Below are 24,627 nucleotides of genomic sequence, written 5' to 3'. Positions count from 1 at the left end.
TGTCGCAGCACTGGACACTCGTTAAGCCCTGGGGGATTTGGCATGATCGTGTGCTTCGGAGGGGGAAGGCATGCTGTCTTCGTTGCTATTGAGCCTGGCGTTGCTGGCGTCGTCGCCGACGGTGGCCGAGACAGTGGCGCCACTATCGGCGCCATCGGGCGGCATGCTGCCCACGCCCCAGTTTCGCCGCTATGGCACCGTCAATGGTCTGCCAAGCAGCAGCGTGTACACAGTGGTGCAAGGGCCGGACGGCGCCATGTGGTTTGCCACCAAGGGCGGCATCGCGCGCTATGACGGCGTAGGCTTCAAAGTATTCCGCCATGTGGCGGACGATCCCGGCTCGCTGCGCGACAACGGTATTTCCACCCTGGCCTTCGACCGCTCGGGACATCTATGGGCTGGCGGCCTGGAAGCGGCACTGAACCGCTATGACCCGCAGACTGACAAGTTTCAGCATTGGGCGCACGATCCGGCTGATCCGCACAGCCTGAGTAGCGACAAGGTGTGGGTGATCAAGCTCGACTCGGACGGCGCGTTGCTGGTGGGCACGGCGCTGGGGTTGGATCGTATGCGCCCTGATGGCACGGGTTTCGAGCACATCCCGGCACCTAACCGCGACGTCGGCGGTTTTGGCGCAGTGGGCGCGCTCTATGTGGACGCAAAGCAACGTCTGTGGATCGGTGGCACCAACGGTGTCTTCCTTCGCGATACCAACGGCGTCATCCGCCCGGTGCCGTATGAGCATCCTTCTGAAATCGTGGACGCCTGGCGTATCGAAGGCGACGGCGACGAGGTGCGCATCGCCTCTGCGCGCGGTCTGCTGGTAGTGGACAAAGATGGCGTGATGCGCATGTTCTGCAAGGACATCGCCGACTTCAACGTGCTGAGCAGCACGCGCGATCGCGCCGGACGTCTGTGGATCGGCACGCAGCGCGGCATGTATCTGCAGACGGTGCCGGGCGGTCCGGTGCAGCCGCTGGTCAATCAGCCGCTGCTTTACGGCAACCTGCCGGGCACCTGGGTGTGGAAGATCCTACCGGATCGCGAAGGCGGTTTATGGATTGCCCTGTTCGACGGCGGCGTGGCCTATCTCGCGCCCAGCTGGAATAACGTAAGCCGCTTCACGCACATGCCCGAGGACAACGAGAGCCTGCGCGATTCCGTCGCCAACTCGGTGGCACGCGGCCGTGACGGGCGCATTTGGGTCGGCGCGCGCAACGGTCGCGTGGACAAACTCGATCCCACCACTGGCAAGGCCGAGCATGTGCTTTCCGATATGCGCGGCGATGTGGTGGGCATGACCCAGGACGCACAGGATCGCTTGTGGATCACGGTGCAGGGCGGCCTGTTTCGCTACGCCAATGGCAAGCTCGACCGCGTACCCAGTGCCGGACATGGCATGGCGCATCCGCTGGAAGTGGAACTGGGGCCGGATGGCAAGTTATACGCGCGCAGCTTCAGCGAAGGCCTGTTCCGCGTCGACCAGGAAACGCTGGCGGTCACACCGGTGGCGATCCTGCCGGCCGATGAAAAGGCGCGCTGGGGCAGCCAGCTGACTTTGAAGAACGGCGTGTTCTGGTACGCCAGCGACGGAGGCCTGCTGCGGCTCGATGCCACCCGCGATCATTTCGAACCGGTGCCGGGTGTGCGCAACGACCGCGCGGTGGATGCCTTCGACTTCACCCCTGATGGCATGTGGCTGGCCCGTCCCGATGGTCTGGAGTTTTATCACTACGAAGGCGATGGATTGGCGCTGGATCGCAAGATCGATGCGCACCACGGCTGGCCCTCGGTCAATGTCGTCGACGTCGCGGTGGACAAGCGCGGACGCGTATGGCTACTCGGCCGCGATGGCATGTGGCGCTTTGATCCCGACAGCGGCACGTTCCGCGCGTTTGGCTTGCAGGACGGCCTGAGCAACGGCGAATTTTTCCGCGGCTTCGCGCGCATGCCCGACGGCAACATTTACGCGCCGACCATGGGCGGCGTGATCGGTTTCAATCCCGACCAGAGCGATGGCGGCAGCGCGGTGCCGCCGCTGGCCATCACTGGCATCGGCGTGCGCACGCAAAGCGGGGTGCTTGCCCAGCCATTGCGTCAGGATGGGCTGGAGCTCGGCTGGCGCGATCGCGGTCTCAATGTCGATGCACGCGTGTTCTCCTACATCAACCCTGCGAACAATCGTTATCGCTTCCGTCTCGATGGCCTCGACAATGATTGGGTCGACACCGGTGCGCGCGGCGAGCGCGAATTCGCGGGCCTGGCCGCGGGCGATTACACCTTGAATGTGATGGGCGCGGGTGCGGATGGCGAATGGGGTTCGCTGTCCCAGCCGTTGCGTATCCATGTGCAGGCGCCACCGTGGGTGCGTTGGTGGGCGTGGTGCGCCTATATCCTGTTCGCCGCGCTGGTGGGCTTGATGGTACTGCTGGTATGGCGCCGCCGCCTGGCGCAGCGCCATCAGATTCAGCTGGCCGAACAGCGCAGCCGTCTTGCCGAGCAGGCGAGCGCCGCCAAGACGCAGTTCCTCGCCACCCTGAGCCACGAGATACGCACGCCGATGACCGGCGTGATGGGCATGGCGGAATTGTTGCTGAGCACGCCGCTCGGCCCGCAGCAGCATGACTACGCCGAAGCCATCCAGCGCTCCGGCAAGATGCTGCTCAAGCTGCTCAACGACGCGCTGGATCTGGCCCGCATCGAAGCCGGCCGCCTGTCACTCGATCTCGCGCCGTTCGATCCGCGCGCGCTGGTGCAGGAAGTGGCGCAGCTCGAACAGGGCCAGGCGCGCGCCAAGGGCCTGCATTTCCAGCTGGCGATGGCCGACGACCTGCCTGCGCGTGTCATGGGTGATGCGCTGCGCGTGCAGCAGATCCTGCTCAACCTTGCCAACAACGCGTTGAAGTTCACCGAGCACGGCAGCGTGACCCTGCGCGCCTTGCGTGATGCAAACGGTCTGCACTTCAGCGTGATCGACACTGGCCCCGGCATTCCCGAGGCGAGCCAGGCGCGCCTGTTTCAGCGTTTCGAACAGGCGACCGGTCCGCAGCGCAAAGTCGGCAGTGGACTCGGCCTTGCGATCTGCCGCGAACTGGTGGCGATGATGGGCGGCAGCATCGAACTCGAATCGAAGGTGGCACACGGCAGCAGCTTCCACGTGCACCTGCCACTGGAGATCGTGGAAGGCGAAATCATTACTGCTGCAGCGCCCGTCCGCGCCAGCGAAGCCGAAGGCCTGCGCATCCTGCTAGTGGAAGACGACGCGATCGTGGCAGCGGTGGTGCGTGGTCTGCTGGAACGGCAAGGCCATCGGGTGCGTTACGTCGGTCACGGTCTCGCAGCGATGACCGAGCTGAGCCAGAACACTTACGACGTCGTGTTGCTGGATCTGGACCTGCCCGGTGTAGACGGTTTCCAGATCGCTCGCCTGATCCGTATGCGTGAAGGCGATGGCGAACACCTGCCACTTATCGCCATTACCGCGCGTTCCGGCAGTGACGAGGAGGCCCGCTCGCGCGAAGCGGGCATGGATGGATTCCTGCGCAAGCCGGTGACGGGTGAGCAACTGGCGGAGGCGCTGGCAAACGCCGTGGCTGCAGAGCAGGCGCCTATCTAAGGCTGCCTGGTATAGATCCTTCTCCCTTCGGGAGAAGGTGCCGGTCCCACGGGGACTCTCTTTGGTCGCAACGGATGAGGGTTCGACAGAGGGGCTGCGATGAATGCTCGCACAAGCCCGGAACCCTCACCCCGACCCCTCTCCCGCAGGGAGAGGGGCTAAAGGTGGCGTCACATATCGTGCTTTGCGACTTCCACACCCAGCCGCCTGTACTCACCCCAGCGTGTACGCGAACCCTCGCGCTCGGCCGGGTCGGCGGCCACCACTTCCAGCACGCGTTCGTAGTGGCCGGTGGGGCAGGTCTCGCGCAGGTTGATCACCATCGGGCGATCCGTTGCGTCGATACCTGGTGGCACGATTAGCACCGCGGTATTCGCGTCGTCATCGTCGCCCGCCAGCTGATGCGGAATGAACGCATCGTCGTCGAATGCCCACAATAACTCGTCGATGGCCTCGGCCTGCTCGAAATCGCGGGTGAGGATCATGGTCGGCTGCTGTGCGGCATACGCGCGCTTCGCCAGCTCGCACACCAGCAGCAGCGGCTGTTCGCGGAAGCGCGGCTTGTCGATCAGGTAGAAGTCGGCGCGGGGCATGGCTATTGAGTCGATAGGGATAGGTGTTTTTTGCTCGTCATTCCGGCGAAGGCCGGAATCCAGTTAAGTAACCAGTGCGAAGCACTCAAATTCCGCTCTTCGCATCGGGCATTAACGCCACTGGATTATGGCCTGCGCCGGAATGACGATAGGTGGGGTTTCCTCAACCTGCAACGCGATCAATCAACCACTGCGCCAGCAACGGCACCGGCCTGCCGGTGGCGAGACCCTTGCGGCCCTCGTCCCACGCCGTGCCGGCGATATCCAGATGCGCCCAGCGCTGGCCTTCGGTGAAGCGCGCGAGGAAGCAGCCGGCAGTGATCGCGCCAGCATTCTTGCCGCCGATATTGGCGACGTCGGCGAAGCCGGAATCGAGCTGCGCCTGATAGTCGTCCCACAATGGCAAACGCCAGGCGCGGTCGAGTGTGGTTTCACCGGCGGCGAGCAACTCGGCGGCCAGGTCGTCGTGTTTGCTCATCAGGCCGCTGGCATGTTTGCCCAGCGCGATCACGCAGGCGCCGGTGAGCGTGGCGGCGTCGATCAGCACCTGCGGCTGGAATGTCTGCGCGGTGTAGGTCAGCGCGTCGCACAGAATCAGGCGGCCTTCCGCATCGGTGTTGAGTACTTCGATGGTGAGGCCGGACAGGCTGGTGAGCACGTCGCTCGGACGGTAGCTGTCGCCGTCCGGCATGTTCTCCACCGCGGGCACTACGCATACCAGATTGAGTGCGAGGCCCATCTTCACCGTGGCGACGAATGCGCCGAGCACGCCGGCCGCGCCGCCCATGTCGAACTTCATTTCCTCCATGCCCGGGCCGGGCTTGAGGCTGATGCCGCCGGTGTCGAAGGTGATGCCCTTGCCGACGAAGGCATACGGCTTGTCGCCTTCGTTGCCGCCTTTGTATTCCAGCACCACCAGCTTCGGCTTGTTGACCGAGCCGCGGCCCACGGCCAGCAGCGAGCCGAAGCCGAGCTTTTCCATCTCGACGTGGTCGAGCACGTTGCAGCTGACCTTGTCGTTGGCGTCGGCGAAAGCCTTGGCCTGGTCGGCGATGTAAGCGGGGTTGCAGATGTTCGGCGGCAGGTTGGCCAGCTCGCGCGCGAAACGCACGCCTTCAGCGATGGCCGCGGCCTGTTCCAGGCCGGCCTTGGCATCGTCGCCGCCGGCAAAGGCGAGCGCGCTCAGTTCGGGCTGCGTGCTCTTTTCGCGCGGCTTGAAGGTAGCGGTATAGCGATAGGCAGCGTAGTCGGCGGCAAGCGCCGCGGTGCGCACGCGCCAGGCAGCATCGCGGCCTGGCACCTCGACTTCGGTGAGGCAGCACACGGCGCCGTCGATCGGCAGGCGGCCGAGCGCACGTGCGGCTTCAATGCACACCTTCTGGTAGCGCGCGCCGTCGAACGATTTCTGCCCGCCCAGGCCCACCACCAGCACGCGCTTGGCCGTCACGCCCTCTGGCCCGAACAGCACGGTGGCGCTGCCAGCCTTGCCGCTGATGTCGCCGCTTTCCACCTGGCGCTTGATCGCGCCATTAGCGGCGGTATCCACGCGGGCGGCGGCACTGGTGAACACGCCGTTCTCGTAAACGCCGACCACCACGCACGGGGTTTCGACGGTTTCGGGGGCGACGGGGCCGAGACTGAACTGGAGCGTCATCGATAAGATCCTGCGAAGGTCCGGCCGAGCGGCGGACAGGCTAGACTTGCGGTTTGCCGGCCCGCTCGGGGCAAGGCACGGAGCCCTTCACTTTACCTCATGCTGAGCATCCTCGACCGATACTTCCTGCGCGAGCTGGCCCAGACCGTGGCCGCGGTGGCCGTGGTGCTGCTGGTGATCATGGCCGGTTCGGCGTTCGCGCGCGTGCTTCAGCAAGTGGCCAACGGCAGCTTTCCGGCCAGCGTGATGTTCCAGGTACTTGGCCTGAACATGCTCGACGGTCTGTCGAATCTGCTGCCGCTGGCGGGCTTCCTCGGTGTGTTCTGGTCGCTGGGCCGCATGTACCGCGAAAGCGAGATGCATGTGCTGGCTTCGTCGGGCATGGGACCGCTCGGTCTGCTGCGGCCGGTGGCGATGCTCGCTGTCTGCCTGGTGGCGCTGGTGGCCATCGTATCGCTGTGGCTGGGGCCATGGGCCACGCGCACGGCCGATGCGCTGGTGGCAGCGGCGAACCGTTCCGTGATCGCCGCCGGCCTCGATGCTGGCCGCTTCACCGAGCTGCCGGGCAAGGGCGGCATCATCTTTGTCGACTCGCTCAGCCGCGATGGCAGCGTGTTGGGTAACACCCTGATCGTTACCGAGCGCCCCGGCAAGAACAACGGCCCCGCTGTGGTGAAGCTGGTGACCGGCAAGAGCGGGCAGCTCTATCAGGACAGCAACGGCGATGGCCGCTATCTGTCGCTGCACAACGGCTGGCAGTACGAAATTCCGCTGGGCGCCGACAACTGGCGCAAGATGCAGTACGAGCGCAACGATGCATCGCTGTCCAATGTGCAGAACGACGATAGCGAGGAAGATCCCGCGCACACGCTGGACACCATTACGCTGTCGCGCGTTACCACGCCTGACGGACGCGCCGAATTCGCCTGGCGCATCACCGTGCCGATCATGGCGGTGGTGTTGATGATGCTGTCCCTGCCGTTGTCGCGGCAGACCCCGCGCGAACCGCGCTACGGGCGCATGCTGCTGGCGGTGCTGGCGTTCTTCCTTTACTTCAACCTACTCGCGCTATGCCGCAGCCAGATCGTCAAGGGCCATTGGCACAACGCCGGTCCGATGTGGCTGGTCAGCCTGTTGGTGTTCGCCGGCGCCGCGTGGATGTTCCGCAACCAGTACACGGCTACCCGGCCGCGCAAGGGCAACGCCTGATGGCCGCTCTCCGGGTCAAACGTGTCGATTGGCTGATCGGCACTAGCGTGCTCGGCTCGCTGCTGATGGTGTGGCTGCTGCTCACCGGTTTTGATGCAGTGATCCAGTTCCTGCGCCAGCTCGGCGCGGTGGGACGCAACGGCTACACGCTCAGCAATGCTGTGGTGTACATCCTGGTGACGTTCCCGCGCCGCATGTACGAGATGTTTGGCAATGCGGCGCTGATCGGCGGCCTGCTCGGTCTGGGTGGCCTCGCCGCCAGCGGCGAGCTGACCGCGTTGCGCGCTGCCGGTATGTCCAAGCTGCGCATCGGCGTGTCGGCAGTGGGCGTGGTGGCGGCACTGATTGTGGGCGTGGTGATCCTGGGCGAAACGGCGGCGCCATGGGGCGATCGCCAGGCGCAGGCGATGCAGTTGCGCATGAAGTCGCGCAACGTGGGCATGGCGACCAACACCGGTCTGTGGGCGCGCGATGGCGAGCGCATCATCAATGCGAAAGCCGCCATGGCCAAGCAAACCGGTACGCACAGCACGGTGCAACTGGCCGACGTGCGCGTCTTCACGCTGACCAAGGACGGCCAGGTATCGAGCTTCGACTGGGCCAAGACCGCCGAGCATGACGGCCGCCAGTGGGTGATGAGCGATGTGCGCAGTACCACCCTGGATGACCAGGGCACGCACAGCACCACGGCGACGACGCAACGCTGGGATTCCAGCCTGAACCCCCAGGTACTGGAGCAGTCGGTGATCCAGCCGCAATACCTGCCGATGCGCGACCTGCGCCGCAACATCAAATACCTCGAAGCCAATAACCAGAACCCGGGCGTCTATGCGGTGGCGTTCTGGACGCGCGCCTTGTATCCGCTCAACGTGCTGGTACTGGTGCTGTGCGCGATGCCGTTTGCGTTCGGCGCGTTGCGCTCGGGCGGCCTGGGCAAGCGCATGTTTATCGGCATGCTGCTGGCGATCGGCTGGTACTTCCTGCAGAAGGCCATGGTGAACTTCGGCACCGTGTACGGCGTGCCGCCGCTGATGGCCAACCTGTTGCCGGCGGTGATCCTGGCGCTGGCGGCGTGGCTGTACTTCCGCAAGCACGGCTAACCCGGTTCTATTTGCGGACACGCCCGCGCGAAGATCTTGTAGGAGCGCACTCTGTGCGCGACTACAGTGATGCGGTGGCGGGCTCTTCGCTGGCTTGCGCATCTGGGGCGAACTTGCCGTCTTCCGCCAGCCGCGCGAACAAACCGCCCTGGCGGATCAGCTCGTCGAATCGCCCTCGTTCCACCAGTCGCCCCTGATCCAGCACCAGGATCAGATCGGCATTGCGCACGGTCGACAAGCGGTGCGCGATCACGAAGGTGGTGCGGCCCTTGGTCAATGCATCCAGCGCGCGCTGGATGCGCGCCTCGGTAGCGTTGTCGAGCGCGCTGGTGGCTTCGTCGAGTACCAGGATCGGCGCGTTCTTCAGCATCGCGCGGGCAATCGCCAGACGCTGGCGTTCGCCGCCGGACAGCGAGCGGCCGCGCTCGGCCACCATGGTCTCGAAGCCTTCTGGTTTGCGCGCGATAAAGGCCGCCGCTTCGGCCGCGCCGACGGCGTTTTCGATCTGGGTGAGATCGGCATCCGGCTTGCCAACGCGAAGGTTTTCCAGGATGGAGCGATAGAACATGCCCGGGTCCTGGAACACCACGCCGACGTTCTGGCGCAACGAATCCAGCGTGACATGGCGGATGTCGTGGCCGTCGATGGTGATACGCCCACCGCTCGGATCATAGGCGCGATAGAGCAGGCTGAGCGCGGTGGTCTTGCCCGCGCCGGTCGGGCCGACCAAGGCAATGGTGCTGCCGGCCGCCGCATGGAAACTTAGACCGTGCAGCGCTGGTTGCACCGGGTCGTAGCCGAAGCTCACCTGCTCGAACACCACTTCGCCGCGCACCGCTGGCAACACTTCGGCATCCGGCGCATCGACGATGGCAGTGTGCTCATCCAGCACGCCGAAGAAATCGCGCAGCGATTGGGTCTGGAAGAACAGGCTGGAGATAAAGCCGGCGAACTGCTCCAGCCGTCCGATCAGCATCATCGAGAAGCCGACAAAGCTGACGATGCCACCCACTGTCACTTCACCCTTCGCGTGCAGTGCGCTACCTAGCGCGAAGATCGCCACAATGGTCAGCGTACTTGCCGCGCGGTTAAGCACGGACAAGATCGCCCAGCCCTTGAGCACGGGATACTGCGCGGCGAGTACGCGCGTCATCATGTCCTTCAGCGCCGCGGATTCGGCCGCCAGTCGCGTAAAGCTCTGCACCACCGTGACGTTGCCGAACACGTCGCCGGCACGCGTGGCGATCTCGTGATGCAGCTCCTCCACCTCGCCCTGCGCCTCATGCGTGCGGCGTACCGCGATGGCGTTGAAGGTGGCGAAGCTGAGCATCAGCGCGATCATCAGCAGGGCTAGCTTCCAATTCATCCACAAGGACAGCGGGATCATCACGAAGATCGACAGCAGGGTGGCGAGATGCTCGCGGAAGAAGCTCAGCCACAGACCGAACAGATTACCGACGCCGTTGTTCATGATGCGGGCGAGGCGGCCGGTGTGGTGGTCGCTGTGGAAAGCCATCGGCAGCGCCGCGGCGTGCTCGAAGAACAGCGCGATGGCGGCCAGCCGGCGCCGGTGCGCAAGGCGGTCCGCATGCAGCGACACCCACACGCTCGCCAGCACGCCGCCGAAACCGACCAGCGCCCATAGCGCGATCAGGCGCGGTGCTCCACTGGTATCGGGCGCAGCCAGTGCATCGACTACGCGGCCAAACAGCATCGGCTCCAGAAAGAACACGCCGGCCAGGGCGAGGTTGGCGAGCGCCAGGGTGATGGCCAGATTCCGCTCGGGCGCCAGCAGGCCGAGCACGCGCAGATAGAGACGCAGGAACGACAAGGCGACAGCTCCCCGTAAGTGTTGACGGTGAATAGCATCGCACGACCTTGTAGGAGTGCACCCTGTGCGCGAACGCTCACCGCGGCCCGATTCGTTCGGATTACAGCAATGATTTTCTCCTCCCCCTGCATGCAGAGGGAGGTTGGGAGGGGTGAGCTCTTGCAAGAGCCTCTCACCGAAACGCTTTCTCAAGTACTCACCCCTCCCCAACCCTCCCCTGCGAGCAGGGGAGGGAGTCATGACGATAAATCAGGCCATGGTGAGCGTTCGCGCGCAGGGTGTGCTCCTACCCGTTTGTTCATATCGGGATGGTCATCACGGACACGTCACACAGGCTATCTAATCTGCGGCCTTTCGCTGTCCTCTTTGGGCGGCATCTCTGGGGACGGACCCACGTCCGTCGCACTACAAGGAAAGGGGTAGACATGAAGGTCGGTCTTCGCGGGCGCTTGTTGCCGCTCGCCATCGCATCGCTATTGATCAGCAGTACCGTATTCGCACAGAACACCTCGTCATCGCTCAGCGGCCGCGTGCTCGACACCGCCGGCAAGCCGGTGGCCGGCGCCAAAGTGCAGATCGTGCACGTGCCCTCCGGCACCACCCAGGCGGTGACCACCGACGCGGATGGCCGCTACAAGGCGCAGGGTCTGCGCGTAGGCGGGCCGTTCGACATCACGGTGAGCAAGGACGGGCAGGCTTCCGGTGAGAAGGATGGTGTATACCTGCAGCTGGCGCAGGAGAGCAGCATCGATCTGAACCTCGGTGCCACCGCGTCGAACGCCACCAACCTGCAGGGCGTGCAGGTCAGCGCCAACAGCTCGGCCGTGGCGATGGCACAGATCTTCCAGCCGGATGCCAAGGGCATCAGCACCAACGTGTCGCAGCGCGAGCTGAAGGTGCTGCCGATTCCGAACCGCTCGATCCAGGACATTGCGCGCCTGGACCCGATGATCACGGTGACCAATAAGAGCAAGGGCGAGATCTCCGCGCTGGGCCAGAACAGCCGCTACAACAACATCAGCATCGACGCGGTGCCGACCAACGATTCCTTTGGCCTGGAAGACAACGGCCTGCCGGCGCTCAACCAGCCGGTCGCGCTGGACGCCATCGAGGAATACAACATCTCCACCGCCAACTACGACGTCGCCAACAAGCGTGCGGTGGGTGCGGCGATCAACATCGTCACCAAGAGCGGCACCAACGATTTTCACGGTTCGGCCTATTACGCCTACCGCAATGCCGACGGCATGGTGGGTGAGGACCGGGCCGGCAACCAGTTCACCGGCTTCAAGCGCCAGTGGACCGGTGGCGCCACCTTCGGTGGACCGATCATCAAGGACAAGCTGTTTTTCTTCGCCAACGTCGAAGAGTCCAAGACGATTGCGGCGGCGCCGAACTTTGGTCCGCAGGGTTCCGGCAAAGGCAACATCGTGCCGATCGCGCAGTCGGACATTGACCGCATTGCGCAGATCGCCGCCCAGCACGGTATGAAGCCGGGTGTGGTGAATGCCGCCGGTGCCAACCAGGACGAGAAGCGCGGCCTGTTCAAGCTGGACTGGAACATCGCCGACGGTCATCGCGTGAGCTTCCGCTTCGATCGTGTGAAGAGCACGCAGCCGAACCTCAATGGCTATAGCACCTCGTCGACCACACCGAGCTTGAGCCTTTCCAGCTACTGGTTCACCAAGAACCGAGAGAGCAAGCAGTACGTGCTCAATGCATATGACGCATGGACTGATAGCTTCTCCACCGAGGCGGCGGTGTCGTATTCCAGCTATGACGCCACGCCGATTCCGTATGCGCAGCAGCCGCAGGTGCGCGTGTTCACCAACGGCAACATCAGCGGCAGCACCATCACCGGGCCGAGTGTGTATCTTGGCGAAGAAGAGTTCCGCCACTACAACATCCTGAACATCAAGAGCCTCAATACCTTCTTCGCCGGCACCTGGGCTTTGGGCGATCACAGCATCAAGGTCGGTTTCGATTTCCAGCGCGACAAGTTCTACAACCTGTTCGGCCGTACCGAGTTCGGCGCGTATACCTTCCCGAGCATCGATGCCTTCGCCAATAACAACTGGTTCCAGTACACCGTGTTCCGCCCGACCAACGGTGACCTGCAGAGCATCGCGGCGCGCTGGACGCTCAACCAGTGGGGCCTGTTCGCGCAAGACACCTGGCAGGTCGGCAACCTGTCGCTGCAGTACGGCTTCCGTTATGACCTGCCCAAGGTGAGCCAGTCGCCGCTGGCCAATCCGGTGTTCAACACGGCCTTCCCGGGTGTGCCGAACAACGCCACCTTCGACGGCAACGGCCTGTTCGAGCCGCGTGTGTCGTTCAACTACAGCTTTGACGGCGAGCGTGCGATGCAGCTGCGAGGCGGCGTGGGCCTGTCGGAAGGTGCGCCTCCCGGCGTGTGGCTATCCAACCCGTACACCAACAACGGTGTGTCGCTCACCAGCTACTCGGCGTCGAACGGTTTTGGTTTCTCGGCCGATCCGAACAATCCGCTGATCCCGGCCGGCGCGCGCAAGGGCGGTTCGCCGGAAGTGGATGTGACCGACGCACGCTTCCGCATGCCTTCGGTGTGGAAGATGAGCCTGGGCTTCGACCGCCAGCTGCCGTGGTGGAACACGGTGTTCACCGCCGAGGTGGAGCATCTGTCCACGCGTGACGGCGTCTACTTCCAGGATCTCAACCTGGGCAAAGCCAATGGCGCCTTGCCGGATGGACGTCTGAGCTACTGGAACACCACCGACCCGAACGCGTTCCTGGTCACCGGCAAAAGCCCGAGTGGCCAGACCCTGTGCGCCACGCCCGACCGCAGCTGCGCATCGGCCCGCGCGAATCGCAACCCGCAGTTCGGCAACGTGATCTACCTGAGCAATACCAGGAACGGTTCCGCCGACTACGTCACGCTGAAGCTCAGCCGCCCGTTCACCGCCGACTCCGACTGGTCCGGCTCGCTGGGCGTGGTCTTTGGCCGCTCCACCGACGTCAGTTCCGGCAATGAGAAAGTGGCCGCCAGCACCTGGGCCAACGACGCGGTGTACAACCCCAACGCGGACAAGGCCAGCCACAGCAACTTCGAGATCGCGCGCCGCGTGATCGCGTCGCTGACCTGGCAGCACCACTTCTTCGGCGACTACGCCACCAGCATCAGTGCGTTCTACGACGGCCACACCGGCCAGCCGTACAGCTGGGTGTTTGGCAACGACGTCAGCGGTATCAAGCCCGGCGGCCTGTCTGCACCGCCGGGGCTGATGTACATCCCGCGCCCGGGCGACGTGCAGTTCCAGAAGGGCACGCCGCAGCAGGCCATCGACCAGTTCTACGCCTTCATCCAGCGCGAGAATTATTTGAAGGACCACCAGGGCCAGGTCGCCGGCCGCAACAGCGCACGCTCGCCGTGGGTGAACGAGCTGGATCTGGCCTTCCGCCAGGAAATCCCCGGCCTGTTCAAGGGCAACAAAGGCGAGCTACGCCTGGACGTATTCAACGTGCTGAACATGTTCAACAAGAAGTGGGGCCAGGTGCGCGATGTGGGCTACCCCTACATGCGCAGCCTCGCCAACTTCGCTGGTGTCGATCCGGCCACCGGCAAATACGTCCTCGCGCTGCCGACCGACAAGGCCGGCAACTTCAACAGCGGCGGCTATGTGCTGGAAGACGACCGCGCACAATCGCGCTGGTCGTTGCAGGCGACGGTGCGCTACACGTTCTGAACTCGGCCTTCGGGTCAAAAAGGGCGCCAGCTGACAACTGGTGCCCTTTTTTTGTGCCTGCTCCAGGACTTGTGTGACTTGCCTTGTGCCGGGTCAAGGTCCTAGCTTGACCCCTTCAGTCTGGCAAATAGGACGTAGTCGTGACCTGGGTAGATCTCCGCAGCGACACAGTAACCAAACCGACATCGGCCATGCGCGCCGCCATGGTGGCGGCAGATGTGGGCGATGACGTGTATGGAGAAGACCCGACGGTCAACGCGCTGCAGGCGCGGTTAGCAGCGGATCTCGGGTTCGAGGCGGGGCTGTTTGTGCCGACTGGCACGCAGTCGAACCTGCTGGCGCTGATGTCGCACTGCGAGCGCGGCGATGAGTATCTCGTTGGCGCGGATGCGCATACCTATAAGTTTGAAGGTGGCGGCGCGGCGGTATTGGGTTCGATCCAGCCGCAGCCGATTGCGCATGATGTCGATGGTACGTTGCCGTTGGAGAAGCTTACGGCGGCGATCAAGCCGATAGATCCTCACTTTGCGCGCACGCGATTACTAGCGCTGGAAAATACTTGGCATGGACGGGTGTTGCCGTTGAGCTATTTGCAAGCCGCGCGTGACTTTGCACGTGAGCGGGGTCTTGGTTTTCATCTGGATGGTGCGCGGCTGTTCAACGCCGCGGTCGCTAGCGGCGTGCCAGCGCGCAATATCGCGGGACTGTTCGACAGCGTGTCGATCTGCCTGTCCAAGGGGCTGGGCGCGCCGGTGGGTTCGGTGCTGGTGGGTTCTGCGGTGCTGATTGAGAAGGCGCGGCGCTGGCGCAAGGTGGCTGGCGGTGGCTGGCGACAGGCGGGCATGCTGGCGGCGGCGGGGCTATATGCGCTGGATCATCATGTGGCGCGGCTGGCGGAGGATCATGCGCGAGCTGCGTTGCTGGGCGCGCAGCTCGGTGAGATCCATGGGGTCAAGCTGCTGAGCCATCACACCAATATGGTGTTTGTGGATGTGCCGGCTGAGCGGCTTAGGGATTTGGACGTCCATCTGCGTGCGGCTGAGGTGCGCATCAGCATTGGCTATTTGCCGACGCTGCGGTTGGTGACGCATTTGGATGTGGATGATGCGGGCGTTGCGCGTACGGCGGAGGCGTTTCGTACGTTCTTTGCGCGCAGTTGAGGGCTTTCACTCTACGCCTTTGGCGTCATCCCGGCGCAGGCCGGGATCCAGTAGTGAAGCGTTGGATTATCGCGATGCCGCAAATAGCTCGCCCGTTAGCGACATCGCGACAACCCTACGATAACTCCACTGGATCCCGGCCTGCGCCGGGATGACGAGAGTGAAAGGGTGTCGCGAGTGCCGCTTGAGTATCAGCTCACGGCCTGATCAAACTTTCGGATGAAGTCGCGCACCTGCGGGTACACCACCTCGCGCCAGCGTCGGCCGCTGAAGATGCCGTAGTGGCCGGCGCCTTCGATCACTTTGTGTGCGCGACGGTCCGCAGGAATGCCGCTGCACAGGTCGTGTGCGGCTTCGGTCTGGCCGAGGCCCGAGATGTCGTCGAGCTCGCCTTCCACGGTGAGCAGGGCGCTGTGTTTGATCGCGCTAGGCTTCACGCGCTCACCTGCGACATCCCATAGGCCGCGCGGCAGCAGGAATTGCTGGAACACGGTGCTGATGGTGTCGAGGTAGTACTCGGCGGGCATGTCGAGCACGGCGTTGTATTCGTCGTAGAACTTGCGGTGTGCCTGCGCGTCGTCGAGGTCGCCGCGCAGCAGGTCGAGATAGAAATCCCAGTGCGAGTTGAGGTGGCGGTTGGGGTTCATCGCCACGAAGCCGGCGTGCTGCAGGAAGCCCGGATACACCTCGCGTCCGCGGCCGGGATAGTTCGACGGCACGGTGTGGATCAGGTTGCCGGTGAACCAGCTCAGCGGCTGCGTGGTGGCAAGGTTGTTGACGCCGGTGGGGTTGCTGCGTGGCTCGATCGGGCCACCCATCATGGTCATGCTGAGCGGGGTGTCTTCGCCGCGCGCGGCCATGAGCGACACGGCGGCGAGCACCGGCACGGTCGGCTGGCATACCGAAATCACATGCAGGTTGCGTGCACCGATGTGGCGGATGAATTCTTCGATGTAAGCCACGTAGTCATCGAGATGGAACGCGCCTTCGCTGGTCGGCACCATGCGCGCGTCGACCCAGTCGGTGATGTAGACCTTGTGGTCGCGCAGCAGGGTACGCACGGTGTCGCGCAGCAGGGTGGAGTGGTGACCGGAGAGCGGAGCCACTACGAGCACGACCGGATCGGTCTTGAGCTTTTCGATGGTGTCCTGGTCGTCGCTGAAGCGCTTGAAGCGCTTGAGCTGGCAGAACGGTTTTTCCAGCGCCACGCGTTCGACGATGGCGATTTCCTGGCCGTGTGCTACGACCTGGTGGATGTCGAAAGCGGGCTTCTCGTATTCCTTGCCCAGGCGGTGCAGCAGTTCATAGCCCGCCGCCAGGCGCTGTGCGCCGGGGACATAGTTGAAGGGGCTGGCCTGGTCGGTGAGCATCCGTGCGCTGGCGTCCGCGAAGTAGCTGAGCGGGCCGAGGATCGAGCGTTGCCATTCGTGGATCTGATAAAGCATGGCGGGGAACCACCGGGGGACGGAAAGGGCGCATCTTACCCCTTATGGCCATGCTCTGCTGCGATGCCGCAAGATCGTTGTATTAAATGAATCAGTCGCTTAGCGCTTGCGACAGACCAGCAGTACCTCGTCGACGCCCGCGGTATCGCCCATCCCCGCGCGCCATTGCAGCGGCTTCTGCAGGCGCAAACCCAGCGGCATGAACACGCGGTTGTACCACCACATAGCGCGCTCGCGCTGGTGGGTGAGGTAGTGCTGGCCCAGCTCCAGCAGGCGCGAGGATTTGGGCTGCATGCCGTAGATCGCGCTGCGTTCGATGTGGAAGCCGCAGCGATCGAGCAGGGCTACGATCTGCGCCGGTTCGTAGCGGCGGCAGTGGCCAACGAAATCGTCGAAGGCGGTCCATGCTTCTGGATGCAGTGGCACTGACATCAGCAAGGTGGCGCCGGGTGCGGCCACGCGAGCGAGTTCAGACAGCGCGGTTTCGTCGTCGGCCACGTGCTCGAGGATGTCGAAGGCACAGACCAGGTCGAACTGGGCGTCGGCGCAGGGCAGGGTGCCGATCATGCCGTGCACCGCTTCGGCGCCGCGCTCGCTCAGCTTGCGCAGCGCAGCGTGGCTGAGGTCAACGAAGCAGGTGCCTTCGAGCGGCAGGCGCGGACGCAGGCCGGGGGCCACTTCCAGTCGGCGCGGTGCGGCGGCGGCAAGTTCGCGTACCAGCGGCCAGGTATTGAAGCGCTCGGGCGAAACCAGGCGGGCGTCGGACCACAGCGATTCGTAGAAACCGCGGTTGGTGCGGATCAGGTCGGCGTCGCTGCGCGGCGACTGGGTCGGAGCGAGTGAGCTAGGCATGTCGATTAGTGTCGCTCGCCGGACGCTGAGGCAGGTGTGAATCGCGGGGGATTTTCTGTAGGAGCCCGCCCTGTGGGCGACGCTCTTGCCACATTCTTGCAAAGGCATCGCGCACAGGGTGCGCTCCTACGGGATATCAGGCGATGCGGCGGAGTTCAGTGCCGGCGGCGATGTCGTGAAGGGTGCGCTTGCGCGGATCGATCAGCGCGATGGCGAACCATACCGCCCACGCGATCACTACCGCCCACAGCGCGGTGCGCATGCCGAGCCATGGCGCTACTTCCAGCAACAGCAAAGGCGCGCCCGCCACGAGTACGCGGATCAGCGCCTGCGGCAGGCCGACTTTGCTGCCATCCGCGCGGGTCAGGCGCAGCCGCCACGGCCGCATGCCCAGTGTTTGTCCGCCGCGCAGCCACGACACGATGAAGTAGGCGGATACCACCAGGCCTTGCAGCGGCTGGTACCACCAGGCGATCTGCGCATGGCCGCCGGTGTGGATCAATTCGCCGCCGGTGATGCGCTGGCAGACGTAGCCCACCACCATCACGATGGCCAGCACCGCGAGCAGGTCGTAGACCAGCGCGATCAGGCGTCGCCACAACGGGCAGGGCAGGGCTTGGAGGCTTGTGCTCATCAGTTCGCTTGCGTCGGGCGCGCGCAATGGCCAGCATCTCGCGCATGTCAGAGAAGACCGCAAGTATCGCCGAAGCCGACCAGCGCAGCATCGCCGCCTTTATCGAGAGGGTGTGGTCGGAGGATGGTTTGTCCGACCGCACCCTGGAGGCGTATCGCCGCGATCTGGAGGGGTTGGCGCGCTGGCTGGCCGGGCGCGGGCTGGGTTTGCTTACGGCGCGGCGGCAGCACCTTTCCGAATACCACGGTGCGCAACCGGTGGCGGTGCGCTCGCTGGCGCGGCGGCAGTCGTCATTCCGCCGCTACTACGGCTTTGTGGCGCGCAACGAACCGGGTTTCGAGGATCCGACCTTGCTGATCGAGCGGCCCAAGATGCCGCGCAGCCTGCCCAAGGCGCTGGCGGAGCGTGAGATCGAAGGCTTGCTCAACGCGCCGGACGTGGAGACCACGCTGGGCCTGCGCGACCGCGCAATGCTGGAGCTGATGTACGCCTCCGGCCTACGCGTTTCCGAGCTGGTGGAGTTGCCGTTGGCGGCGTTGAATCCGCGCCAGGGCGTGCTGCGCGTGACCGGCAAGGGCGGCAAGGATCGCCTGGTGCCGGTGGGCGAGGTGGCGCTGGAGCGTATCGAGGCTTATCTCGCTGCCGCGCGCCCGGTGCTGGCCAAGGGCAGGCAGCCGCAGGCACTGTTCCTCAGCAAGCGCGGCGAGGGCATGACGCGGCAGATGTTCTGGACCCTGGTGAAGCGCTATGCGGTGCAGGTCGGCATAGTGCCCAAGCGCATTTCGCCGCATGTGCTGCGGCATTCCTTCGCGACCCATTTGCTGAATCACGGCGCCGATCTGCGTGCGTTGCAGATGTTGCTGGGGCATAGCGCGTTAAGCACCACGCAAATTTATACGCTGGTGGCGAAAGAAGGCCTCAAGCGGCTGCATGCGCAGCACCATCCGCGCGGCTGACTCCATCAATCTTTGAGAATCCCCTGGCAGAGTCATTCATGCTGCTGTGCGAGAATCAAGCACTTCCGCCGCCATTCCCGAGCGCGGAAATGGAAGCGAGTGAGGTTTGACATGTTGAAGAAGTGGTTGCTGGCCCTATGCGCCAGCGCGTTGGCCTTCCAGGCTTTTGCGGCCGATGTGGCGGCGCCGTCCAGCGCCGAGAACACCGTGCGCCAGGCCGTGCTGGGTCTCGCCAAGGTGAAGATCGAGTCGATCAAGCCCGCACCGCTGCCGGGTTTCTATCAGGTGATTGCTTCCGGCCAGCTGGTTTATGTCAGCGCGGATGGCAAATACATGATGACCGGCAACCTGATCGATCTCGCCAGCAAGAAAGACATCAGCGACTCCGGCTGGGCCGAGTTCCGCAAGGCCGAGCTGGCCAAGGTGCCGCAAGCCGACCGCATTGTGTTCGCGCCGGCCAAGCCGCTGCACACCGTTACCGTGTTCACCGACGTCAACTGCGGCTATTGCCGCGCGCTGCATGAGCACGTAGCCGACTTCAACAAGGCTGGCATCGCGCTGGAGTACATCGCCTGGCCGCGCGAGGGCGTGAACACCACGGCCGGCAATCCCACGCCGACCTACAGCGAGATGGTATCGGTCTGGTGCGCCGCTGACCGCAAGGCGGCGTTCACTGCGGCCAAGTCGGGCAAGAAGCCCAAGGAAACTACCTGCACCAACCCGGTGAAGGACGAGTTCGACCTGGGCGTGCGCCTGGGTGTCACCGGCACACCGACCATCGTGGCCGATGACGGCAGCGTGCTGGGTGGTTATATGACCCCGGAGCAGCTGCTGAAGGCGCTGGATAAGCGCAATAAGGTCGCCGGGCCCGATAAGGCGCCGTAATTGAACCCTTCTCCCTCCGGGAGAAGGTGCCGGTCCCACGGGGACTCCCTTCGGTCGCAACGGATGGGGGTTCGGCAGAGTGACTGCGATGAGGCTTGACACAAGCCCCGTACCCTCACCCCTCCCCCTCTCCCAGAGGGGGAGGGGCTCCAGAAGCGGCGCTGCTATGCGCTTCCGGAGCCCTCGCCGATGTTGTCCTGCAGCATAGGGTAGAATGCGCGTTTCCTCCGCATAGCTCCCGTTCCCCGCATGATCGCACTCGACGGGCAGAGCGCCCTTTCGCCGTTCCGCCTCGAACGCCTCAATGCCCGCCTGGATGCCCTGCATCGCGGCGCTCGTGTACAGGCTTCGTGGTTCGTTTACTTCATCGATGCCGATGTCGCCCCGGAGGGCGAGCAGCGCCAGCGCCTGCTGGAAGTGCTGGAGGCGAAGGACACCGCAACCGATAACGCCTCACTATGGGTGGTGCCGCGTCTGGGCACGATTTCGCCATGGTCGAGCAAGGCCACTGACATCCTGCATGGCGCCGGTTTCGCAGTGCGCCGAGTGGAGCGTGGTGTCGCTTACCAAGCGATTGGACTGCCGGAAGCGGGTGCCCCGGACCACGAGGCCGTGATGGCCGTGCTGTGCGATGCGATGACGCAGTCGGTGCTTCAACGCATCGACGACGCCAAGGGCCTGTTCCTGGCCGGCAAGCCGGGCGATCTGGTGCATATCGCGCCGGGCAGCGATGCCCGCGGTGCGCTGGCTAAGGCCAATGCCGAACTGGGCCTGGCCCTGGCCGAGGACGAGATCGATTACCTCGCCGAGCGTTACGCCGAGCTGGGTCGCGATCCGACCGACGCCGAACTCTTCATGTTCGCCCAGGCCAACTCCGAGCATTGCCGTCACAAGGTGTTCAACGCGAGTTGGACGCTGGATGGCGAGGCTCAGGAAAAGAGCCTGTTCGGCATGATCAAGAACACGCACCAGCATTCGCCGAACTACACGTTGTCCGCCTATAAGGACAACGCCGCGGTGGTTGAAGGTAACGAAGGCAAGCGCTTCTACACAGATGATGCAGGTGTGTGGCGCAAGCACGACGAGCGCATCGAATACGCGATCAAGGTGGAGACGCACAACCATCCCACCGCGATTGCCCCGTGGCCCGGCGCGGCGACCGGCGCGGGTGGCGAGATCCGCGATGAAGGCGCGACCGGTCGTGGCGCCAAGCCAAAGGCTGGCCTCACTGGTTTCTCCGTGTCCGACCTGCGCATTCCCGGCCATCCGCAGCCGTGGGAGATTGATCGCCCGCTGCCGCCGCGCATGGCGACCGCGTTCGAGATCATGCGCGATGGGCCGCTTGGCGCCGCTGCGTTCAACAACGAATTCGGCCGTCCGTGTTTGGGCGGCTACTTCCGCACTTACGAGCACGAGACGGGTGAAGCCGGCGTGCGCCGCGGTTACGACAAGCCGATCATGATCGCCGGCGGTCTGGCCAATATGCGCGCGGACCACGTGCAGAAGCGTGATGTGCAGCCGGGCAACAAGGTGATCGTGCTGGGCGGCCCGGCGATGCTGATCGGCCTGGGCGGTGGCGCTGCTTCGTCGGTGGCTTCCGGCACGTCGAGCGCGGAACTGGATTTCGCTTCCGTGCAGCGCGACAACGCCGAGATGGAACGCCGTTGCCAGCAGGTGATCGACAGCTGCTGGTCGCGTGGCGACAAGAACCCCATCGTCAGCGTTCACGATGTCGGTGCGGGCGGTCTTTCCAACGCCATCCCCGAATTGCTCAACGACGCCGGTGTCGGCGGCGTGATCGATCTCTCCAAGGTGCCGTGTGACGACCCGTCGCTGTCGCCGATGCAGGTGTGGAGCAACGAATCGCAGGAGCGTTATGTGCTGGCGATCGAGCCGGCCGACCTGGCCGAGTTCGAAGCCTATTGCGCACGCGAGCGTTGCCCGTATGCAGTGGTGGGTGACGCGACCGCCGAGCGTCGCCTGACGGTGCTTGATCCGCGCCGCGATCTCACCGTGATCGACCTGCCGATGGATGTGCTGTTCGGCAAGCCGCCGCGCATGCATCGCGATGCCAAGCGCATCAAGCCGCGCATCGATCTGGTGCCGGATCTCACCGGCATCGGTATGGACGAGGCGCTGCTGCGCGTGTTGCGCCTGCCTACCGTGGGCAGCAAGAGCTTCCTGATCACCATCGGCGACCGTACCGTTGGCGGCCTCAACCATCGCGATCCGATGGTGGGTCCGTGGCAGGTGCCGGTGGCCGATTGCGCGGTGACCATTGCCGACTTCGACGGTTATGCCGGTGAAGCGATGGCGATGGCCGAGCGCGCACCAGTGGCGCTACTCAGCAGTGCCGATGCCGCGCGCCTTGCCGTGGGCGAAGCGATCACCAATCTCGCCGCCGCACCCATCGCCTCGCTGAGCGAAGTGCGTTTGTCGGCGAACTGGATGGCCGCGGTGAATCACCCGGGCGAGGACGCCGCCTTGTTCGACGCCGTCAAGGCCGTCGGCATGGAGTTGTGCCCGGAGCTGGATATTTCGATTCCGGTGGGCAAGGACTCGCTGTCCATGCAGACCGTGTGGACGGACGGCGATCAGCCGCAGCGCACGGTGTCGCCGGTGTCGCTGGTGATCACTGGTTTCGCGCGCGTCACTGACGTGCGCCGTACGCTGACGCCACAGCTTCGCCTCGATCGCGGCGATTCCGATCTGTGGCTGATCGATCTTGGCGACGGCCGCGACCGCCTTGGCGGTTCGGCGCTGACGCAGGTATTCAACCGTGGTGGCGGTGTGCCGCCGGATCTCGATGATGCCAAGCGCCTGAAGGCGCTGTTCGAACTGGTGCAGGAAGCGAATGCCAGCGGCTTGCTGCTGGCGTACCACGACCGCTCCGACGGTGGCGCCATCGTCACCTTGCTGGAGATGGCTTTCGCCGGTCGCTGTGGTCTGGAGATCCAGCTGGAAGGCTGGGGCGAAGCGACGCTGCGCGCCCTGTTCAACGAAGAGCTCGGCGCGGTGATGCAGGTGGCTCAGGCCAACCGCGAAGCCTTCGAAGCGCTGCTGATCAAGCACGAACTGGCCGGCATGAGCTATCGCATCGGTCATCCCAAGGAAAAGCTTGGCATCAAGCTGTTCAACGGTGGCGAGAAGCAACACGCCTGGAAGTGGACCGAGTTGTTCGCCGCGTGGAATGAAACCAGCCAGGCGATGCAGCGCCTGCGCGACAACCCGCTCACCGCCGAGGCGGAATTGGAGTGGCGCCTGGACGACGCCGATCCGGGCATCAGTCCCAAGCTCACCTTCGATCCGGCCCAGGACATCGCCGCACCGTTCATTGCCAAGGGCGCGCGTCCGCGCGTGGCGATTCTGCGCGAGCAGGGTGTGAACGGTCAGGTGGAGATGGCGGCGGCGTTCGATCGCGCCGGCTTCGATGCGGTGGACGTGCATATGTCCGATCTCGCCAGCGGCCGCATCAAGCTTGCGGACTTCCGCGGTTTCGCGGCCTGCGGTGGCTTCTCGTATGGTGATGTGCTCGGTGCCGGTCGCGGCTGGGCCACATCGATCATGTACAACGAGATGCTGCGTGCGGAGTTCACCGCGTTCTTCGCCGACAGCAGCAAGTTCGCGCTGGGTGTGTGCAACGGCTGCCAGATGTTGTCGCAGTTGAAGGACATCATCCCCGGTGCGGCGCACTGGCCGAAGTTCTTGCGCAATACGTCCGAGCAGTACGAAGGCCGCTTCGCTACGCTGGAAGTGCTCGACTCGCCGAGCATCTTCTTCAAGGGCATGGCCGGTTCGCGCATTCCGGTGGCGGTGGCGCACGGCGAAGGCCGCGTGAGCTTCCCGCAGGTATGCAGCCCGTCCAAGTCCGCCGCCGCGGTGCGCTTTGTCGACAATCGCGGCAGGCCGACCGAGCACTATCCGCTGAACCCGAATGGTTCGCCGGGCGGTCTGGCTGGCTTCACCGCTGCAGACGGTCGCGTGACGATCATGATGCCGCACCCTGAGCGCGTGTTCCGCAGCGTGCAGATGAGCTGGCATCCGGAGCAGTGGGGTGAGGACTCGCCCTGGATGCGCATGTTCCGCAACGCACGGGTGTGGTGCGGCTGATCATGAAAGGGCACGCTTACGGCGTGCCCTTTTTTCTTGAGGGGCGGGCATGACCGTTTCCTTCGGCAACAAGTTGGCCCCGCTGCTGTTGCTGGCAGGCTGGATGGTTTTGCTTGCGCTGCTGCCGTGGTGGCTGGGTCTGATTCTGCTGCTGGGCACCGCCGCTGGCGCGGTCTGGTATGCGCGGCGTTCGGCCAGTCTTAGCGATGCCTGTCGGCTGGGCCTGAAGTGGGGGCTGCCTGGATGCCTGTTTGCGTTGCAGCGTGCGCTGGGCGGCGATCTGCTTGCGTGGGGCGCGGCCTTGCTCGGTGCGCTGGTCGGTTTCTCGCTGGTCGCCTTGCTGGAATCTTTGCTGTTCCATCGCGTGCGCCGTCAGGCCAAAGCGGGTGCGACGCCCGAATGGCGCGATATGGCGATGGCGCCGATCGGACCAGCGGCACACATCATCGAACTGCACGTCGTCGCATGGGACGAAGCCGGCGGTAAGTTTGCCGATCCGCGCGGCGGCGTGGTGCGTTATGAGTCGCAGGGGGCGGGCGCGGGTCGCTATGTTTTTGCGGATGGCTCGATCGTCGATCGGCTCAGTTCGCGGCATGCGTTCAGTCCTGCTGGTCGCTGGTTTGTGGCCAGCCTGCCGGAAGGGCGTGGCGATGTGTTGTGCGATCGCCATCGCGGCAAATGGCATCGTCTGCGTGGCTGGCAATTATGTGGCTGGGAAGACGGCGAGCAGCCCTGGCTGGCGCGACAGGCAGATGGTGTGCCGGTCGCGTTGCATGAGGTGTTGGGGCAGGGGGATGACACCGGTGTCTAGGTACCGTGAAGCTGAAAGGCTGCGGGCATGTTCCTTCGTTGTTCGGTTG

At 64.4% G+C, this 24,627-nt stretch carries 15 protein-coding genes; 9 read left to right on the top strand and 6 right to left on the bottom strand.

Annotated elements, in window-relative coordinates; all coding sequences use genetic code 11:
• Positions 1–70: 70 nt before the first annotated feature.
• Positions 71–3,616, top strand: coding sequence for a hybrid sensor histidine kinase/response regulator (locus tag BM338_RS11190; RefSeq protein WP_090450944.1), 3,546 nt, complete (start codon positions 71–73; stop codon positions 3,614–3,616).
• Between the two features lie 170 nt (positions 3,617–3,786).
• On the opposite strand, the gene BM338_RS11185 is transcribed toward BM338_RS11190, so the two are convergent.
• Complete coding sequence (locus BM338_RS11185) at positions 3,787–4,209, bottom strand: DNA polymerase III subunit chi (protein ID WP_090450943.1); 423 nt, start codon at positions 4,207–4,209, stop codon at positions 3,787–3,789.
• A gap of 163 nt (positions 4,210–4,372) precedes the next feature.
• Positions 4,373–5,863: a leucyl aminopeptidase gene (locus BM338_RS11180; protein WP_090450942.1), complete on the bottom strand. Its 1,491-nt coding sequence runs from the start codon at positions 5,861–5,863 to the stop codon at positions 4,373–4,375.
• Between the two features lie 99 nt (positions 5,864–5,962).
• Between BM338_RS11180 and lptF the strand changes: the two genes are divergently transcribed.
• A complete protein-coding gene (gene lptF / locus BM338_RS11175) occupies positions 5,963–7,072 on the top strand; it encodes an LPS export ABC transporter permease LptF (protein WP_090450941.1) in 1,110 nt (369 codons plus the stop codon).
• Positions 7,072–8,172, top strand: coding sequence for an LPS export ABC transporter permease LptG (lptG, locus tag BM338_RS11170; RefSeq protein ID WP_090450940.1), 1,101 nt, complete (start codon positions 7,072–7,074; stop codon positions 8,170–8,172). Before lptF ends, lptG begins: the two co-directional genes overlap by 1 nt.
• A gap of 61 nt (positions 8,173–8,233) precedes the next feature.
• On the opposite strand, the gene BM338_RS11165 is transcribed toward lptG, so the two are convergent.
• The gene (locus BM338_RS11165; RefSeq protein WP_090450939.1) at positions 8,234–10,003 is read right to left on the bottom strand and encodes a glucan ABC transporter ATP-binding protein/ permease; all 1,770 of its coding nucleotides are present in this window, start codon (positions 10,001–10,003) and stop codon (positions 8,234–8,236) included.
• Positions 10,004–10,428: 425 nt separating this feature from the next.
• On the opposite strand from BM338_RS11165, the gene BM338_RS11160 reads away from it, so the two are divergent.
• Together BM338_RS11160 and ltaE are read left to right on the top strand one after the other, a co-directional pair.
• Positions 10,429–13,725 (top strand): TonB-dependent receptor, encoded by a 3,297-nt coding sequence (locus tag BM338_RS11160; protein WP_090450938.1) that lies wholly within the window; start codon positions 10,429–10,431, stop codon positions 13,723–13,725.
• 140 nt (positions 13,726–13,865) lie between these two features.
• Positions 13,866–14,885 (top strand): low-specificity L-threonine aldolase, encoded by a 1,020-nt coding sequence (gene ltaE / locus BM338_RS11155; RefSeq protein ID WP_090450937.1) that lies wholly within the window; start codon positions 13,866–13,868, stop codon positions 14,883–14,885.
• A 191-nt stretch (positions 14,886–15,076) separates the two neighbouring features.
• On the opposite strand, the gene phaZ is transcribed toward ltaE, so the two are convergent.
• The 3 genes from phaZ to BM338_RS11140 all read right to left on the bottom strand — a co-directional run bounded on the left by phaZ (position 15,077) and on the right by BM338_RS11140 (position 17,816).
• The gene (phaZ, locus tag BM338_RS11150; protein WP_090450936.1) at positions 15,077–16,330 is read right to left on the bottom strand and encodes a polyhydroxyalkanoate depolymerase; all 1,254 of its coding nucleotides are present in this window, start codon (positions 16,328–16,330) and stop codon (positions 15,077–15,079) included.
• A 99-nt stretch (positions 16,331–16,429) separates the two neighbouring features.
• A complete protein-coding gene (locus tag BM338_RS11145; RefSeq protein ID WP_090450935.1) occupies positions 16,430–17,182 on the bottom strand; it encodes a methyltransferase domain-containing protein in 753 nt (250 codons plus the stop codon).
• 136 nt (positions 17,183–17,318) lie between these two features.
• A complete protein-coding gene (locus BM338_RS11140) occupies positions 17,319–17,816 on the bottom strand; it encodes an RDD family protein (protein WP_090451261.1) in 498 nt (165 codons plus the stop codon).
• Between the two features lie 44 nt (positions 17,817–17,860).
• Here BM338_RS11140 and xerD point away from each other — a divergent pair, with 44 nt between their 5' ends.
• From xerD to BM338_RS11120, 4 genes are all read left to right on the top strand, one after another.
• Positions 17,861–18,772 (top strand): site-specific tyrosine recombinase XerD, encoded by a 912-nt coding sequence (xerD, locus tag BM338_RS11135; protein WP_255367270.1) that lies wholly within the window; start codon positions 17,861–17,863, stop codon positions 18,770–18,772.
• Between the two features lie 111 nt (positions 18,773–18,883).
• Positions 18,884–19,657: a DsbC family protein gene (locus BM338_RS11130; protein ID WP_090450933.1), complete on the top strand. Its 774-nt coding sequence runs from the start codon at positions 18,884–18,886 to the stop codon at positions 19,655–19,657.
• 249 nt (positions 19,658–19,906) lie between these two features.
• The gene (purL, locus tag BM338_RS11125; RefSeq protein WP_090450932.1) at positions 19,907–23,767 is read left to right on the top strand and encodes a phosphoribosylformylglycinamidine synthase; all 3,861 of its coding nucleotides are present in this window, start codon (positions 19,907–19,909) and stop codon (positions 23,765–23,767) included.
• Positions 23,768–23,816: 49 nt separating this feature from the next.
• Complete coding sequence (locus BM338_RS11120) at positions 23,817–24,578, top strand: hypothetical protein (RefSeq protein WP_090450931.1); 762 nt, start codon at positions 23,817–23,819, stop codon at positions 24,576–24,578.
• The last annotated feature ends 49 nt before the right edge of the window (positions 24,579–24,627 follow it).

Source organism: Dyella sp. OK004 (assembly GCF_900114495.1).
Lineage (GTDB): Bacteria > Pseudomonadota > Gammaproteobacteria > Xanthomonadales > Rhodanobacteraceae > Dyella_D.
This window is presented reverse-complemented; position numbering and strand designations above follow the sequence as displayed.

Coding starts and splice junctions, on each gene's coding strand:
- BM338_RS11190 (WP_090450944.1), top strand. CDS start 71: ATGCTGTCTTCGTTGCTATTGAGCCTGGCGTTGCTGGCGTCGTCGCCG.
- BM338_RS11185 (WP_090450943.1), bottom strand. CDS start 4,209: ATGCCCCGCGCCGACTTCTACCTGATCGACAAGCCGCGCTTCCGCGAA.
- BM338_RS11180 (WP_090450942.1), bottom strand. CDS start 5,863: ATGACGCTCCAGTTCAGTCTCGGCCCCGTCGCCCCCGAAACCGTCGAA.
- lptF (WP_090450941.1), top strand. CDS start 5,963: ATGCTGAGCATCCTCGACCGATACTTCCTGCGCGAGCTGGCCCAGACC.
- lptG (WP_090450940.1), top strand. CDS start 7,072: ATGGCCGCTCTCCGGGTCAAACGTGTCGATTGGCTGATCGGCACTAGC.
- BM338_RS11160 (WP_090450938.1), top strand. CDS start 10,429: ATGAAGGTCGGTCTTCGCGGGCGCTTGTTGCCGCTCGCCATCGCATCG.
- phaZ (WP_090450936.1), bottom strand. CDS start 16,330: ATGCTTTATCAGATCCACGAATGGCAACGCTCGATCCTCGGCCCGCTC.
- BM338_RS11145 (WP_090450935.1), bottom strand. CDS start 17,182: ATGCCTAGCTCACTCGCTCCGACCCAGTCGCCGCGCAGCGACGCCGAC.
- BM338_RS11140 (WP_090451261.1), bottom strand. CDS start 17,816: ATGAGCACAAGCCTCCAAGCCCTGCCCTGCCCGTTGTGGCGACGCCTG.
- xerD (WP_255367270.1), top strand. CDS start 17,861: ATGTCAGAGAAGACCGCAAGTATCGCCGAAGCCGACCAGCGCAGCATC.
- BM338_RS11130 (WP_090450933.1), top strand. CDS start 18,884: ATGTTGAAGAAGTGGTTGCTGGCCCTATGCGCCAGCGCGTTGGCCTTC.
- purL (WP_090450932.1), top strand. CDS start 19,907: ATGATCGCACTCGACGGGCAGAGCGCCCTTTCGCCGTTCCGCCTCGAA.
- BM338_RS11120 (WP_090450931.1), top strand. CDS start 23,817: ATGACCGTTTCCTTCGGCAACAAGTTGGCCCCGCTGCTGTTGCTGGCA.